At 69.4% G+C, this 15,147-nt stretch carries 19 protein-coding genes; 11 read left to right on the top strand and 8 right to left on the bottom strand.

The window, feature by feature from the left end; all coding sequences use genetic code 11:
• Nucleotides 1-17 precede the first annotated feature (17 nt).
• A complete protein-coding gene (locus tag FHR20_RS22045) occupies nucleotides 18-896 on the bottom strand; it encodes a hypothetical protein (protein WP_167301578.1) in 879 nt (292 codons plus the stop codon).
• A gap of 257 nt (nucleotides 897-1,153) precedes the next feature.
• Here FHR20_RS22045 and FHR20_RS22040 point away from each other — a divergent pair, with 257 nt between their 5' ends.
• From FHR20_RS22040 to FHR20_RS22020, 5 genes are all read left to right on the top strand, one after another.
• Nucleotides 1,154-2,200, top strand: coding sequence for a hypothetical protein (locus tag FHR20_RS22040; protein ID WP_167301577.1), 1,047 nt, complete (start codon nucleotides 1,154-1,156; stop codon nucleotides 2,198-2,200).
• Nucleotides 2,201-2,265: 65 nt separating this feature from the next.
• Entirely contained in the window at nucleotides 2,266-2,790 is a 525-nt protein-coding gene (locus FHR20_RS22035; RefSeq protein ID WP_167301576.1) for a superoxide dismutase family protein, read from the top strand.
• A gap of 24 nt (nucleotides 2,791-2,814) precedes the next feature.
• Nucleotides 2,815-3,300 (top strand): arsenate reductase/protein-tyrosine-phosphatase family protein, encoded by a 486-nt coding sequence (locus FHR20_RS22030; RefSeq protein WP_167301575.1) that lies wholly within the window; start codon nucleotides 2,815-2,817, stop codon nucleotides 3,298-3,300.
• A 456-nt stretch (nucleotides 3,301-3,756) separates the two neighbouring features.
• Entirely contained in the window at nucleotides 3,757-5,037 is a 1,281-nt protein-coding gene (locus FHR20_RS22025) for a hypothetical protein (RefSeq protein WP_208413814.1), read from the top strand.
• Nucleotides 5,038-5,137: 100 nt separating this feature from the next.
• Nucleotides 5,138-7,444, top strand: coding sequence for a GAF domain-containing hybrid sensor histidine kinase/response regulator (locus tag FHR20_RS22020; protein WP_167301574.1), 2,307 nt, complete (start codon nucleotides 5,138-5,140; stop codon nucleotides 7,442-7,444).
• Between the two features lie 6 nt (nucleotides 7,445-7,450).
• Here FHR20_RS22020 and thpR read toward each other — a convergent pair whose 3' ends face one another.
• Nucleotides 7,451-7,987, bottom strand: coding sequence for an RNA 2',3'-cyclic phosphodiesterase (gene thpR, locus FHR20_RS22015; RefSeq protein ID WP_167301573.1), 537 nt, complete (start codon nucleotides 7,985-7,987; stop codon nucleotides 7,451-7,453).
• 96 nt (nucleotides 7,988-8,083) lie between these two features.
• Here thpR and FHR20_RS22010 point away from each other — a divergent pair, with 96 nt between their 5' ends.
• The gene (locus tag FHR20_RS22010; RefSeq protein ID WP_167301572.1) at nucleotides 8,084-8,836 is read left to right on the top strand and encodes a Bax inhibitor-1/YccA family protein; all 753 of its coding nucleotides are present in this window, start codon (nucleotides 8,084-8,086) and stop codon (nucleotides 8,834-8,836) included.
• A 142-nt stretch (nucleotides 8,837-8,978) separates the two neighbouring features.
• The gene (locus FHR20_RS22005; protein WP_167301571.1) at nucleotides 8,979-9,326 is read left to right on the top strand and encodes a hypothetical protein; all 348 of its coding nucleotides are present in this window, start codon (nucleotides 8,979-8,981) and stop codon (nucleotides 9,324-9,326) included.
• A gap of 121 nt (nucleotides 9,327-9,447) precedes the next feature.
• Here the strand turns inward: FHR20_RS22005 and FHR20_RS22000 are convergent, their stop codons facing one another.
• The 6 genes from FHR20_RS22000 to FHR20_RS21975 form a co-directional block, all read right to left on the bottom strand.
• Nucleotides 9,448-9,846, bottom strand: coding sequence for a hypothetical protein (locus FHR20_RS22000; protein WP_167301570.1), 399 nt, complete (start codon nucleotides 9,844-9,846; stop codon nucleotides 9,448-9,450).
• Nucleotides 9,843-10,991, bottom strand: coding sequence for an alpha/beta fold hydrolase (locus tag FHR20_RS21995; protein ID WP_167301569.1), 1,149 nt, complete (start codon nucleotides 10,989-10,991; stop codon nucleotides 9,843-9,845). The genes FHR20_RS22000 and FHR20_RS21995 overlap by 4 nt, the downstream gene beginning before the upstream one ends.
• Before the next feature lie 48 nt (nucleotides 10,992-11,039).
• A complete protein-coding gene (locus tag FHR20_RS21990; RefSeq protein ID WP_167301568.1) occupies nucleotides 11,040-11,954 on the bottom strand; it encodes a LysR family transcriptional regulator in 915 nt (304 codons plus the stop codon).
• Between the two features lie 89 nt (nucleotides 11,955-12,043).
• Entirely contained in the window at nucleotides 12,044-12,487 is a 444-nt protein-coding gene (locus FHR20_RS21985; protein ID WP_167301567.1) for a GFA family protein, read from the bottom strand.
• Between the two features lie 25 nt (nucleotides 12,488-12,512).
• Nucleotides 12,513-12,983, bottom strand: coding sequence for an SRPBCC family protein (locus tag FHR20_RS21980; RefSeq protein ID WP_167301566.1), 471 nt, complete (start codon nucleotides 12,981-12,983; stop codon nucleotides 12,513-12,515).
• Nucleotides 12,980-13,309: an ArsR/SmtB family transcription factor gene (locus FHR20_RS21975; protein WP_086130816.1), complete on the bottom strand. Its 330-nt coding sequence runs from the start codon at nucleotides 13,307-13,309 to the stop codon at nucleotides 12,980-12,982. The genes FHR20_RS21980 and FHR20_RS21975 overlap by 4 nt, the downstream gene beginning before the upstream one ends.
• Nucleotides 13,310-13,510: 201 nt before the next feature.
• Here FHR20_RS21975 and FHR20_RS21970 point away from each other — a divergent pair, with 201 nt between their 5' ends.
• From FHR20_RS21970 to FHR20_RS21955, 4 genes are all read left to right on the top strand, one after another.
• Nucleotides 13,511-13,804, top strand: a complete 294-nt coding sequence (locus tag FHR20_RS21970; RefSeq protein WP_167301565.1) for a hypothetical protein — start codon at nucleotides 13,511-13,513, stop codon at nucleotides 13,802-13,804.
• A gap of 18 nt (nucleotides 13,805-13,822) precedes the next feature.
• Nucleotides 13,823-14,371 (top strand): hypothetical protein, encoded by a 549-nt coding sequence (locus tag FHR20_RS21965; protein WP_167301564.1) that lies wholly within the window; start codon nucleotides 13,823-13,825, stop codon nucleotides 14,369-14,371.
• A complete protein-coding gene (locus tag FHR20_RS21960) occupies nucleotides 14,368-14,787 on the top strand; it encodes an acyl-CoA thioesterase (protein ID WP_167301563.1) in 420 nt (139 codons plus the stop codon). Before FHR20_RS21965 ends, FHR20_RS21960 begins: the two co-directional genes overlap by 4 nt.
• A gap of 76 nt (nucleotides 14,788-14,863) precedes the next feature.
• On the top strand, nucleotides 14,864-15,139 hold the full coding sequence (locus FHR20_RS21955) for a metal/formaldehyde-sensitive transcriptional repressor (protein WP_167301562.1): 276 nt from the start codon (nucleotides 14,864-14,866) through the stop codon (nucleotides 15,137-15,139).
• The last annotated feature ends 8 nt before the right edge of the window (nucleotides 15,140-15,147 follow it).

Here is a 15,147-nt window from a genome sequence, read left to right as displayed (position 1 = left end):
GAACCGCGCGCGCCGGTTCAATCGAACGCCACCGGTGCGGGTCGGCCGGCAAGATAGGCGCGGGCGGGGTCGTGGAGGGGGAAACCGTTTACACCCAGGCGCGCAAGCAGGAGCCGGACGGTGGAGAAGCTCCGGACGCTGGTCGCGATCGATTCGGGGCGGTTGAGCCAGGCCTCGGAGACGAGCAGCTTCTTGCCCACCCGCTCGACCCGGCCGTCCGCAAGCAGGTGGACGAGGCGGCGGCGCACCGTCGCCTCGGGCAGGCCGAGCGCGCGGGCGACCGCGCTGGTGCGCACCGGTCGGCGCAGCGCCGGCGGCGGTTCCTTGCGGCCATCGGCATAATGCCAGGAAAGCTCGCGATCGGCGTTGAGCAGGCGCGAATTGGCCGCATAGATGGTCGAGAACAGCACCAGCTCGAGCCAGTCGCGATGCGTGCGCCGATTGGTGTCGACCACCGCGAGCATCAGGTCGATCGCGGCCTGGACGCCGGCGGCGTGGTGATAGGGGCGTACGGTGCCCACTTCCGGCATCGGCACCCCGGCGCGCGCCATGTCGGCGACGAAGCGGACGGCGGCGTCATGGACCAGCGTGAGGAACTCGGCGAGCGCGGGCGCGCGGAGCTCGGCGTGGCTGGCATGGACGCCGTCCACGCCGCGCTCGCACCAGCCGGCATCGACCAGCGCGTGCACATGGCGGCGCACCGTCTCGTAGGGGCGCGACAGCGACATGGCGAGCGAGTGGGGGGAAACGGTGGGCGCCAGCCCCTCGCGCGTGCCGAAGGGATAGGTGTCGCGCGTGATCACGGCGAAGATCGTCACCCGGTCGAGATCGCCGTCGAACAGGCGGATCGCGCGCGCCAGCACCGTCGTCTGCAGCTCGGCGAGCAAGCGGGTCATGAGCCGGATCGGCGGGGGATCGGGAGGCAGGCGGATCGACATGCTCTGCGCCGATACTCGCCGTTGCGGGCGCCGGCAGCTAGCCCGGGGACGCGCTATTTCGCCAATTTGAGTAGCAGGAAATGGCGGATTCCCGAGGAAAATCAGCCGAAACCGTCCAATCGGGTAACCATGTTCGGCCTGGCGAGGCCCCAACCGGCCCTTGCCCGCGCGGGCGCGGCGCGGGACAAGCGCGGCAAGGAGACGAGAGGAGCCGCATGAAATCCTGGATCGCCGCGACGCTGCTGGCGCTCGGCACGGTCCCCGTGCCGGCCGCGGCGCAGACTGTGCCCGTGCCGTCCGTGCCCCCTGCACCGCCCGAGCGGCCGGCCTGTCGCGAAGTGGGCGACCTGCCCTTCCTCGCCATCGATGCCGGCAGCGCGGCGCGGCTGGGGGCGATCGGGCTCGACCGGGCAGCGATCTTCGCACAGATGCGCGAGACTTCGATCCCCGAGACGATGGGTTGCTGGGCGATGCCGGTGGGCAATTTCGACAGCCAGCTCGTCTCGGTCGGCATGGCGCAGTGGAATTTCGGGACGGGGAGCCTGCAACCCCTGCTCAAGGCGTGGAAGCAGGCGCAGCGCGGCGGCTTCCGCCGCGCGCGCAAGGCGCTGATGCCGGTCCATGGCAAGACGATCTTCTCGCACGCCTGCCTGGCGGTGCCGGTGAAGCCCCGATGCCGCGAGAAGATCCTGGCGGCGCACGGGCCGGACGGGAAGCTCGATCCCGTCCTGTGGGGCGAATTCAATGCGCTGTTCGAAAGCGACGCGATGCTGCAGGTGCAGCTCGACACCTATCTGGTGCTGCTCGAGGCGGTGCGGCAGGACCTGTTGCGCGTATTCCCCGACGGGCCGATCACGCTGCGCAAGGTGCGCTGGGCGGTGGACACGAAGGTGCAGCAGGGCGGCTTCCCGCTGGACGAGGACCTAGCGCGACTGCGGCGCAAGCTCGCGGCGATGCCCGAAGCCGATCGCTGGGACCGGCTCGGCGCGATCTTCGCCTGGTACGGCGCCCTGTCGCGCTCGATCGACCAGGACGGCGTGCAGCGGGACTGGGCCTGGAACCTCGATCGCTGGGGCTGCCTGCTCGACGGGCGGCGGATCGATCCGGAGCAATATGAGATGCTCCACCTCACCTTCCTGCGCAGCCGCACCGCGATCGGCAATTCGGGGCGCTGGCAGGCGCTGACCTTCGAACGGCGCGCCAAGATCATCCTCGGGGTGGGCAGCGTCTCCGGCAAGGCGGACGGAGAATGTTTGCGCTGACCCCTTGGAACCGGCGACGCGGCCATCCATTACGTGACGGGAACATTTATCCGGAGTGCAGGGCGATGCGTGGTTTGCTGGTGGCGGCGGGGTTGTTGGCGGTGGCGGGCTGCGCGAGCCCGCAAAAGGATGCGCGCTACATGGCCGGCCATGCCCGCGCCCAGGCGGACCTCAAGATGGCCGACGGCACCGATGTCGGCAAGGCGATCGCCGAGGAAGTCGACGGTTCGATCCGCGTGATGGTGGAAGTGCACGGCTTGACCAAGGGGGTGCACGGCACGCACGTCCACACCGTGGGCAAGTGCGAGGGGCCGGACTTCGCCAGCGCCGGCGGCCATTGGAACCCGACCGCGCACCAGCATGGCAAGGACAATCCGATGGGCCCGCATGCCGGCGACATGCCCAATCTCTCGGTGGGCGAGGACGGCCGCGACCGCACGATCTTCGTGCTTCCGGGCGGCACCTATGCGGGGCTGATGGACGAGGACGGCGCCGCGCTGGTCGTCCATGCCAATGCCGACGACTACAAGACCGATCCCTCGGGCAATTCGGGCGGGCGCATCGCCTGCGGCGTCTTCCACGCGATGTGACGCGGCGCGGGGCGGGAGGCTGAGGTGACGTCGGTGCTGTTCGTGTGCCTGGGCAATATCTGCCGTTCGCCGCTCGCCGAAGGCGCGCTGCGGGCGGCGGCGGAGCGCGCCGGGCTCGACATGGTGGTGGATTCGGCGGGGACCGGCGACTGGCATGTCGGCGCACCCCCCGATCGCCGCGCCCAGGCGGCGGCGCGGCGGCACGGGGTGGACATCTCCGATCTCAGGGCACGGCAGGTGCGGCCGGAGGATTTTCGCCGCTTCGATCATGTGCTGGCGCTCGACGACCAGAATCTGCGCGACCTCGCGGCGCTAGCGCCGGCGGACGGCACGGCGGAAGCCCGGCTGCTGATGGACTATGTGCCGGGGCGCGAGGGCAGCTCCGTCGCCGATCCCTATTACGGGACGGACCGCGACTTCGATGTGACCTGGGCCGATGTCAGCGCCGCCGCCGATGCGCTGGTGGCGCGGCTGGCACGGCGCGGCGCAAGGGCCGGGAAGATCCGATAGCGGACATTCACTCGACCCGCAGGCGAAGCGCTATTCGGGCTGTGCCCGCGCGGCGAGCCAATGGAGAGGCGAGCCGATAGAGAAACGCCGCTCCGCCAAGGAGCACGCCTGGCTCCCGGCGATGCATGCGAACCCGTTTCGTGCATCGACAGGAGGTGTGTTAGCAATATATAGCAGGCATGCTCGCTCGGCGGAGGACAAGTGCGTAACAGGATCGGAGTCATATCGGCGGCGCTATTGTCTGCACTGCTGCCGGCAGCTGCCGACGCTCAGGGACAAGCGGCAAGCGGCGGCAACGGGGCGATGAAGACGTCGGGCACCGTGCGCGTCAGCCTCGCCACCGGCCGGGTGGAAGGCCGTGTCTGCATAGCCGACCGGCCCGCGGAGGTTGCGGGCGCCTTCGCGCTCAACGCCGGTCTGAACGTCGCCAGGGTGACGGATGGCGACGGAAAGGCGGTGGCGTTCGACGGATGGTATGATCCCGGCATCAACGGGGAAGCGCGTGTCTATACCGTCTCCGCTGCGCCCGCCGTCCTCTGCGTCGAATATGTCGGAGCCTATCCGGTCTATCCGGCACATGATGCGCCGGACGATTTCAAGGGCGTGATGGCATTCAACGGGGACAGCGCGCGGTTCGCGGAGCAATCTGCGTGGCTTCCGCTTCCCTTCGACAACAAGGCGAAGGCCCGGGCCGGCACCATGGCCTATGCGCTCGACGTGTCCTGCGAGGGCTGTCGCTTCCTCTACATGAACGGAAGTGCGGCGATCATCGGGGACCATGGGCGCTTTTCCAGCGCCATTGCCCGCCCGCCTCTGCTCTTCGGCGGCAAGGGACCGATCACGAAGACGGCCAACGTCACCATCCTGAACGAGACGGTGGCGCCCGCGCAGGCCGACGCGCTGTCGGCTGCGGTGGGACAGGTCGCCAGCTATTACCGCGACTATATGGGGGCGCCGGTTGCGGATCAGCCGACATTCCTTCGGATGGTGGCGGCCAACCAGGTCAAGCGCGATCGCGAGGGTTCGGAATGGGCCTTCGCCACATGGCCGACGATCGCCATGAGCGGGAGCGTCGGCCGTGTCGGCGCGACGCTCCAGGCTGGCGGGCAAGCGCGGGATGGACGCATCGCCTATATCGCGCATGAGATGGGCCATTATTATTTCGGAACGCTTGCCCGGTCCCCAGGCCCATATTTCTGGTTCATGCTGGAATCGACGGCGGAGTTCCTGTCGATCAAGGCATTGCGGGCGCTTGGTGGCGAGGCCGCCGCCCAACGGCATATCGCCGGTCTCGCGGCGGAGGTGAACGGCCTACCCAGCCGTTCGTGGCGCTCGACAAGATCACGGACGGTGCCTCCATCGGCGGGACCTATCGCTACCATTACGGCCCGCTGCTCCTGCTCTCCCTGGAGCGACAGGTGGGAGAGGCGAAGATGCGCGCCTTCCTGCGGGGCCTGCTTTCCGCGCGGAATGTTCGCACATGGGCCGATCTTCAGGGCGTGGCCGCACGCGCCGGCATCGACGATGCCGCCTGGGAACGGTGGCGTAGTACCTGTGTCGCCGATGGAAGGCGTGTTTGCCAGAGTCAGGACTCGTTGGACAAAACCGGCAGATGACGGTGGCGGGCGCGATGGCGGCGAAAGTTGCGAAGCGATCTTCCTCCCGGATCGGACTGTCCCCTTCGTTCGGGAAACCCTGCCGAACCCTGGGCATGCTTGGCTGATATGGCGGCGATGATGAGCCGCCAAGCTCTGCCCCTCATGCGCCGCCGCGTCTTTCCCCGGCGGACGCAGCATGTATAAACCACGGCCGGGGCGGGGGCGCATGGGGAGCATGGATGGCTGAAGCCGATGCCGCCTGGCCCAGCCACGGCGGAGAGACAGGGGAAAGGCTGCGGGCGCCGGACTTCGCGGTGCCGGAGCTCGGCCCGGTCGCGGACTGGCCGCGCGAGCTCAGGCAAGCGATCGACCTGATGCTCGCTTCGCCGCAACGCGCCTTCGTTACCTGGGGCCCCGACTATCTCTTTTTCTACAACGACCGGATTCTCGACGCCTATCGCGACGAGAACGCGCGGATCTTTGGCCGCTCCTATCGCAGGAGCTGGCCGGCCGTGTGGGAGGAAGTGGGCACCTATTTCGAGCGGGCGCTCGCCGGCGAGCCGGTGCTCCGCCCCGGCCTGCACGTGCAGACCACGCGCGGTGGCGGCGAGAAGATCGACATCCATGTCGACCTGTCGATGACGCCGATCCGCGATGCCGCGGGCAAGGTGGTGGGCATCTTCGGCACCAGTGCCGACCGGACCGAGCATTTCCAGATGGCGGCGCGCGAGCGGGAAGCGCGCGAGGCGCTGGAGGAAAAGTCGCGCACGCTGGAAGTGGTCAACCAGGCGGGCACCGCGATCACGGGCGAGCGCGACAGCGCGCGCGTGGCGCAGACCGCGGTGGATGCGGGCGTGGCGCTGATCGGGGCGAAGTTCGGCGCCTTCTTCTACAACAGCACCGACGAGGCCGAGGGCGAGCGCTACATGCTCTATGCGCTGGCCGGGGCGCCGCGCTCGGTGTTCGACAAGTTCCCGATGCCGCGGATCACCAAATTGTTCGAGCCGACCTTTGCCGGCACGGGCATCATCCGGGTCGACGACGTCACCGCGGATGCGCGCTACGGCCGGAACGCGCCGTTCAAGGGCATGCCCGAGGGGCATCTGCCGGTGCGCTCCTATCTGGCCGTGCCGGTGCGCACCCCGGCAGGTGACGTGATCGGCGGCCTGCTCTACGGCCATCCCGAGCCCGGCCGGTTCAGCGCGGCGGCCGAGGCGAGCCTGGTGAGCCTGGCCGGCCAGGCGGCGCTGGCGATGGACAATGCCCGGCTGTTCGAGGCGGTGGCGCGCGAGCTGGCGCGCCGCGCCGCCGCCGAGGAAGAGCTGCGCCTGCTCAACGAGCGGCTGGAGACGCGCGTCGCCGAAGCGGTGGCCGAGCGCGAGACGGTGTTCGCCGCGCTCCAGCAGGCGCAGAAGATGGAGACGATCGGCAAGCTGACCGGCGGCGTGGCGCATGATTTCAACAATCTGCTCCAGGTGATCTCGGGCAACCTCCAGCTGCTCGCGCGCGACGTGCAGGGCAACGACAAGGCCGAGCGGCGGGTGGCGAACGCGCTGGCGGGGGTGCAGCGCGGATCGAAGCTGGCCAGCCAGCTGCTCGCCTTCGGCCGGCGCCAGCCGCTCGAGCCGCGCGTGCTGAACGTCGGCCGCTTCCTGGGCGGAATGGAGGACATGCTGCGCCGCGCGCTGGGCGAGGCGATCGCGATCGAAGTGATCACTTCGGGCGGCTTGTGGAACTGCCAGGCCGATCCTACCCAGCTGGAGAATGCGATCCTCAACCTCGCGATCAACGCGCGCGACGCAATGGCGGGCAGCGGCAAGCTGACGATCGAGGCGGCCAACGCCTCGCTCGACGATGCCTATACCAGCGGGCTGGATGACGTGCCGCCGGGCCAATATGTGATGCTGGCGGTGACCGATACCGGAACCGGCATCGATCCGAAGCTGATCGAGCAGGTGTTCGAGCCGTTCTTCTCGACCAAGCCCGAGGGGCAGGGATCGGGGCTGGGGCTGTCGATGGTCTATGGCTTCGTCAAGCAGTCCGGCGGCCACGTGAAGCTCTATTCGGAGCTGGGCCACGGCACCACGCTGAAGCTCTATCTGCCGCGCGTGCGCGGGCGCGAGGAAATGGTGGCGGCGTCGCCCGAGACCGTGACGATGCGCGGCGGCGAAGAGACGATCCTGGTGGCCGAGGACGATCCGGACGTGCAGGCGACGGTGGTCGAGCTGCTGACCGATCTGGGCTATGTCGTGCTGCGCGCCAATGATGCGCAGAGCGCGCTGAGCGTGATCGAGAGCGGGATGGCGATCGACCTGCTGTTCACCGACGTGGTGATGCCGGGCACGCTGAAGAGCCCCGAGCTGGCACGGCTGGCGCGTGCGCGGCTGCCCGCGCTCACGGTGCTGTTCACTTCGGGCTATACCGAGAACGCCATCGTGCATGACGGGCGGCTGGACGCGGGCGTGGAGCTGCTCTCCAAGCCCTATACGCGCGAGCAGCTGGCGCGGAAGGTGCGCGCGGTGCTGGAGGCGAAGCGGCGGGGCTAGGGTCCGTCAGGCCTGGAGCGGATAGCGTGCCACAGTCTCGTATCGCGCGCCTTCATGGCCGAGATGGCTCTCGAACAGGTGGAAATGGTCGAGCGCGAAGGGCGGGCTGGCGAGGCCGGCATGCGCTTCGACGAAGCGCGCGGCGGCTTCGGCGGGGGCGTTCATCCGGGCCAGGGTGACATGGGGGAGATAGGCGCGGCGCTCGGGCGGCTGGCCGGCGCGTACCAGCGCCTGGTCGATCTTGCGGTGGAGCCCGGCAAGGCCCTCGCGCGGGCGGATGCCGGCCCAGACGGCGTTGATCCGGCCGCGGCTGTCGAATGTACCGACGCCCTCCAGCGCGACTTCGAGCGGCGGCCAGCGCACGGCCGAGAGCGCGAGCGCGGCATCCTCGGCGGCGCGCTCGTCGACTTCGCCGATGAAGCGCAGGGTGATGTGGAGCTGCGCGTCGTCCTGCCAGCGGGCACCGGGAATGCCGCCCATCAGCGCGCGCAGCTGGGTGCGGATCGGAGCGGGCGGACGCAGGCCGACGAACAGGCGGATCATGGCCTGGGCACTAGCGCGCCCGGTTTTGCTTGAAAACACCCGGCGCGGGGGCGATATTCACGGATACCGGCAGGTGCCGGGCAAAGGAGTTTTGAAATGGCTGACTGGTCGGATCCCCGGACGGGCGCGCCCTATGTGACCGCCGGCGCGGGCGCTGATGCGCGCGACGCGGGGCTCAGGTCCTATATGCTGTCCGTCTACAACTACATGGCGTCGGGCGTGCTGCTGACCGGCATCGTCGCGTTCGTCTTCGCCAAGAGCGGAGCGATCGACACGCTGTTCGCGGTGCAGGAGAATGGCCGCGTCGCGCCGTCGCTGCTCGGCTGGCTGGTGATGCTCGCGCCGCTCGGCATCGTGCTGGTGATGAGCTTCGCCCAGCGGAGCCTCTCCACCCCGGCGATGCAGGCGCTCTACTGGGTCTATGCGACGACGATGGGCCTGTCGCTCTCGACGATCTTCCTGCGATATACCGACAGCTCGATCGCGCAGGTGTTCTTCGGCACCGCCGCGGGCTTCGCCGGGCTGAGCCTGTGGGGCTACACCACCAAGCGCGACCTTTCGGGCTGGGGGACGTTCCTGATCATGGGCGTGGTCGGCCTGATCGTCGCCTCGATCGTCAACCTGTTCATCGGCTCGGGCCCGCTGAGCATGGCGATCAGCGTGATCGGCGTGCTGCTGTTCGCCGGCCTCACGGCCTATGACACGCAGAAGATCAAGAGCCTGTACTTCTACGTCCAGGGTACGGACATGATGGGCAAGACGGTGGTGATGGGCGCGCTGACGCTCTACCTCGACTTCATCAACATGTTCCTGTTCCTGCTGCGCCTGTTCGGCAGCCAGCGGAACTAGGCTTCGGCAGCGGAAGCGGAAATCGCGGCCCGGCGGGGAAACTCGCCGGGCCGTTTTCTTTTGCGCCCGGGCGAGAGGCGCGTGCTGGAACGCGAATCGAAGGGCGTTCGTTACAACCCGGCAACGCTCAGGAGAGTGAGTCATGGACGCGAACCCGATCGATCCGGCGCTGGACCCCCTGTCGGCGGCACCGGGCCCGGATGAGGAAACCAAGCGCACGGCCGCGCAATCGGCCGATGCCGGCACCGACGAATCGATCGCCGAGCGGCTGGCGCGCAATCCCGAAAGCAGGGAGGCCCGGCTCGACCGGGCGCTCGACGAATCGATGGACGCGTCGGACCCGCCCGCCTCGACCCAGCCGGTACACAGCCATCGCGGCGGCGACCTGCCCGAAAGCTCGGGCTATGATCCCAGGAAGGAAGCCAGGCTGGCGCAGAGCGAGGACAAGGGCGTTATCGGCCGGATCCTGGCGAAGATCGGCCTCGGCTAGGGCCGACCGCAGCGGCTTCACCGGCGTCGGGCCGGCGCGCCCTGCGGGGGCCATCCCTCGGCTATGGCCGCGAGCCTTGTTTCCGGGCGCGGACATCTCGATCTGCACGGGATGATGCGGGTCAGCCGCATCGGGCGGCGAGCCGCTGATCGACGGCATCTTCGATCGGCCTGGCGGTCCGGACGACATTCCTTCCCGCCTCGTCCTTCGCGATCACGAACAGGAAGTCGCGATCGTCCCGCAGATCGGCATGCGCGAAATAGCGCACCGGCACGGTAGGCGCGGCGGCGTGTCCCCTCAGCACCTTGCGGATCTTCAGCTTCGCCGTGATCCACCCATGGCCGAGCATATCGTCCTCGCTATCGACTGGCGTGTAGTCGAGGCTCCTCGCCCGCCCGATCGCCACCAGGTCGCCGCAGCCATAGCCTATCGGCGCGTCCTGGGCCGCGGTTGCCGAGGGCATGGTGGACAGCGCGATCGCGAGTGCCGGGGCGACAAGCCGGTGCGGGCGCGGCTTCATATCCGCCCGCAATCGCTCGGCGGCCTTTGCCCGGCGAAGCGCGCGTCGATCCAGTCGAGCGTGGCCGCGGCGGCGCCGGCATTGCGCGTGGCGGCGGGATGGTCGCCGCCGGGCAGCGACAGGTAGCGGAGCGGCGCGCCGGTGCGGCAGCGCTGGCGGGCGAAGGCGAGCGTCACGGCCGGCGCGACCACGGTGTCGGCGGTACCCTGGACGATCAGCAGGGGGCCGGATACCGCGCCGGGCACGACGCTGTTGGCGCGGGCGATGCCGGCCCAGGGCAGCGTATCCGCCATGTCCTTGCTGCGCAGCGCGCCCCGGATCGCGGCGATGCCGAGGATGGTGCCCAGCCGCGGCTTCTTGCCGAGCTCGATGCAATTGTTGCGCGCCAGCCGGGTGGCGACTCCGGCATTGGTCTTGTTGAACAGGCTGGAGAGCGGATGGCCGAAATGCTGCGACCAGCTATAGGCCGCATAGGCTGCCAGCATCGCGCGGACATTGGCATCGCTGCCCGAGCGGAGATTGGCGGCGAGATCGGTGGGCGGCGCGGCGGCGGCGGTGCCGAGCAGGCGCAGTTCGGGCGCGTAGCGCGCGGCCTGTGCCGCGGTCCACAGCGCCGCATGGCCGCCCTGCGATTCGCCCCAGACCGCGAAATCGGCGCCGGCCCGCGCATCGCGCAGCGACCGGGCGGCGCGCACCGCGTCGAGCACTGCCCGGGCAGTGTCGATGCCGATCAGATAGGGATGGGCCATGGGCGAGCCGAGCCCCGGATAGTCGGGCGCGACCACCAGATAGCCGCGCGCGATCATCTCCGCGAGCGCGGGCGTCGCCTGCCAGAAATCGGGGCTCAGCGACGGCGCGCATTTCTCGACCACGCCCCAGGTGCCGTGCGTCCAGGCGATCACCCGGCGCGGCGCGGGCGAAGGCGCATGGTCGCGCGGGGCGACGATCATGCCGGTGACCCGGATGGCCCGGCCATGCGCGTCGCTGGTCCAATAGGCGATGCGCCAGCTGCGCATCGCGTCCGGCCCTCCGGAGACCGGCTCGGCGGAGATCAGCGTGCCCGGGGATTCGGCAGGCCTCTGGGCGCGCGCCGTGGCGGGCAGGGCGATGAGAAGCAGGATGGCGGACAAGAGGGTGCGCAGCATGACGAGCCTCCTTCGATGCGCCGCTTATCCCAGATCGGGCGCCCTGCCTCAACCGGTATGGGCCATGGCGCGGTTCGTGGCGATGCCGGGATCGGGCGCGCATGCCTCCGCGACGATCCATTCCCGGAACGCGATCATCGCGGGCCCCGGCGTGCGCGACTGGAGCCAGGTGAGCCAGTAGCGTCCGGTCGAGACTTCGAGCGCGAAGGGGCGGACGAGCCGGCCTTCGTCCAGATGGCGGGAAAGCATCGCCGGCGGGGCGAGCGCGACGCCCATGCCCAGGATCGCCGCTTCGGCCATTGCCAGCGAACTGTCGAACACCGGGCCGCGCAGGGGCGGCGGCGCGATGCCGGCCTGGGCGAGCCAGCGCGGCCATTCGTCGGCGCGGTAGGAGCGCAGCAGCGGCAGGGCGAGCAGATCGGCGGGGGCGGCGAGGCGCGCGGCTAGTTCGGGGGCGCAGAGCGGCGTGAGCGGCGTCTCTACCAGCGGCACCGCTTCGGTGCCGTGCCAGGCGCCGGCGCCGAAGCGAATGGCGTAGTCGAGCCCTTCGCCCGCCAGGTCGACGCGGTTGTTGTTGGTGAACAGGCGCAGGTCGATGCGCGGATGCGCGGCGTGGAAGGCGGGGAGCCGGGGAAACAGCCAGCCGGTGGCGAAGGTGCCCACCGCGGCCACCGAGAGCAGCTGTGCGGCAGTGCCGCTGGCGATGCTCTCGACCAGCTCGGCGATGCGATCGAAGCTGTCCCCCAGCGCGGGGAGCAGCGCCAGCCCTTCGTCGGTGAGCGCGAGCCCGCGCGGCAGGCGGCGGAAGAGCTGGGTGCCCAGGCGCTGCTCCAGGCCCTTCACCTGGTGGCTGATCGCGGCTTGCGTCACGCACAGCTCGATCGCGGCGCGGGTGAAGCTCAGATGCCGTGCCGATGCCTCGAAGGCGCGCAGGGCATTGAGGGGGAGGTGGGGGCGGACCATCGGGCGCCGAGCATAAGTTCAGCTAATGCCGGGCGCCAGTGGGGTGGGCGGGTTGCGCGCCGGCGGGCGACGTGGCCCGCATGGTCGCGCTATTCCCAGCCCTGCTCGGTCCGGGCCGTGGCGGGGAGTTTCTCGAAGCGCTGCAGCGCCGGGTCGAGATAGTCCCAGGGCTGTGCCGCCACCGTCCACAGCGCGACGCCGGGCACGAAGCGCTCGGGCGCATCGAGCGTGGCGGGGCTGACGATGAACAGCTCGGGAATGTCGGGGAAGGTCATGAAGACCGGGGCGCCGCAGGTGCCGCAAAAGGCCCGGCTCTTGCGCGTGCCCTGCTCGCCCGTGGTTTCCCAGTGGCTCGGCGTGCCGGTGGTGCGGACATCGGCGCCGAAGAAAGTGAGGTGCGAGCTGTGGCCGGTGCCGCTGGCAAGCTGGCACTGGCGGCACTGGCAATGGTTCATGTCGACTGGCTCGCCGATGACTTCATAGCCGATCGCGCCGCAGGCGCAGCGGCCGGTATAGGGCAGGCTTCCGGGCATCGTCCGCTCCTTGCTGGATCGTGGTTCAGTCGGCCTCGGCCTCGGCCTCGGCCGCGACGGTGCCGACCCGCTTCACCACGTTTTCCCAGCCGCGGTGCATATTGGTGAAGGCAGTCTCGTTGCGCGGCAGCTCGAAGCCCGAATGGGTGAGCTGCAGCAGCGTGCCGCCGGCCACCGCCGCGAGATCGAAGGTGACCACGGTGTCGAGCCGCGAGCCATAGCCCGCGTTCGCGGCATGGCCGCCGACCCAGCTATAGGCGAAGCGCGTGTTGGGGACGACGGTGAGCACTTCGCACCGGATCGTGCCGTCCCATTCGCCGGCGGGCGTGGTCTGATAGGTGAAGCGGTTGCCCACCACCGGCTCGAAGCCCCTGGGCTCCATCAGCCAGCGCCCCATCAGCGCGCCGCTGGTCAATGCCTTCCAGATCAGCTCCGGAGCGTGGGGAAGCAGTTCCTCGACGAGGATCTGCCGGGTGGCGGCATCGGTTTCGGTCATGGGTCGATTTCCTTGAGCAGGCTGCGGAGGTCGGAGAAGCGATCGCGCCAGAACAGGTCGTAGTGGCGCATCCAGTCGAACAGCGGATCGAGGCCGTCGGGCCGCGCGCTGTAGAAGACCTGGCGCCCCTGCGGCCGTTCGGCGACGAGCCCGGCCTGTTTCAGCGATTTCAGATGTTGCGAGATCGCTCCCTGGGTGACGCCGCTGCCGCGCGTGAGCTCGGCGACGCTGATCTGGTCGCTGCGCACGATCCGCTCGAACACCGACCGCCGGGTGGGGTCGGCAAGGGCGCGCATCACGGTGTCGAGGGGGGCTGCCTGGAGCATGAAGATCAATTAGTATATGCTAATGCATTAGTCAATACTAATTGATCTGACATCCGGATGGCCGGTCGGCCTGATCCGCGCCATGGCGGGTGGCTTTCACGCCGGCGACTCGCTAGGCTGTGCCATCGCTGGCAGTTCCGTTCGTAGGCGCCAGCGACTGAGAGACCTCCGTGCTCCCGCTTACGCAATGGGAGCCGCGCATTGGACCTCGACACGCCGCCAAAGGATCCGGCCGGAGAAGATGCGGCCAAGCCGTTGCGGACCAATGGTTTCCGGCGCAAGTTCGCCGAAGCGCGGCTCTCGCCCGAGAGCGTGGAGCGTCAGGGTCGCGTTGCGCGAATCGCGTTCGAGGCGCTGGGGCGCGACGGCGCCACTGCCTTTCTCAACGGACATGACGACGCGCTGGGCGGGCGCCCGCTCGACCTCGCCATTGCGAGCGCCGAGGGGCTGGTCGCCGTCGAGCAGGCGATCGCCGCGCGCCGCAGGGCGCAGTGAGGCACGGGGCGGCGCGCGATGCCGTCATCGTCACCACCCCCCGAACTGATCCGCGCACATGCGACGCTGCGGCGGGGCTCGCATTTCCTGGCGCTCGGCCTGGGCGGCCCCGGCGCGGCGCCGCGCGCGATCGAGGGGCGCCACCGGGCCAAGGTGATCGGCAACGGGCTGCGCGAACTCGATTGTTTCCTCAACCTGCTGGTCGGCGAGGCGGCGCGCTGCCGCGGCATTGCCATGCCCAGGGGCGAACGCAACACCGCGAACAAGCTCGCCCGGCTGCGCCGCGCGCTCCGCGTGCCCGATCCGGACCATGCGCGACTGATGGCGCTGGGGCGCTCGCGCAATTGCCTGTTCCACTGCGCGGGCACGGTACGGCGCGGCGACCGCCGCGGCGAAGCGGCGATGACCACGGGCTGGCACGGCGAAGGCGGCGCCCTGCGGCGCGTGCCCGTCGGCGCGGAGCTGGCCATTTCGCCCACCGATCTCTCCGAGGTCTGCCTCTTCTATCGCGATATCGCCGACCGCCTGCTCGCCGAGGCGCGCGGCATCTCGAACGGAACATCATGAACCCGAGCAACCCGCACCATTATGCCATCCGGATCGAAGCGGACGATATCGACGCGCTGGGGCATGTGAACAACGCGATCTACCTGCGCTGGGTACAGGCGGCGGTGGTCGATCATTGGGAACGGCTGGCTCCGCCCGAAGCGGTGGCGGCGCATCGCTGGGTCGCCGTGCGGCACGACATCACCTATCGCAAGCCCGCCTTCCTCGCCGACGCGCTGGTCGCGACGGTGGTGCTGGAGAGCGTGCGCCGCGAAAGTGCGTTCTACGACACGGTGATCCGCCGCGGCGCCGAGACGCTGGCCGAAGTCAAGTCGCGCTGGTGCTGCCTCGACGCCGCCACCCTCCAGCCGGCACGGCTGCCGGCGAGCACCGTGGCATGTTTCCTGCCGCCGGTGGGGATGGCCATCGCTTCCTAATTTGGCGGTCCCGCCTTTGCCTCCCCCGCACCGGGATGCTTTACTTCGGGCCAATATACCCATAGGGGGTATGGGTATGGCGCATCTCTCCCATGGTAACGACGCGCTGCTGGCGCGGGTCCGCCGGATCGGCGGGCAGGTCGGCGCGGTCGAGCGGGCGATGCAGTGCGATTCGAGCTGTGCCGAGATATTGCAGCTCGTCGCGGCGGTGCGCGGGGCAGTGAACGGGCTGCTCGACGAAATCATCGCCGACCATCTCCAGGCGCATGTCGCGCATCCTGCCCTCAGCGATGCGGAGCGCGCCCAGGGGGCCGAAGACCTGCTGGCGGTGATCCGCCGCTACGCCAAATAGGATCCCCC

It is taken from the genome of Sphingomonas leidyi, from assembly GCF_011761945.1.
GTDB lineage: Bacteria > Pseudomonadota > Alphaproteobacteria > Sphingomonadales > Sphingomonadaceae > Sphingomonas > Sphingomonas leidyi.
The sequence above is the reverse complement of the archived record's forward strand: the minus strand, read 5'-3'. Positions and strand labels throughout refer to the sequence as shown.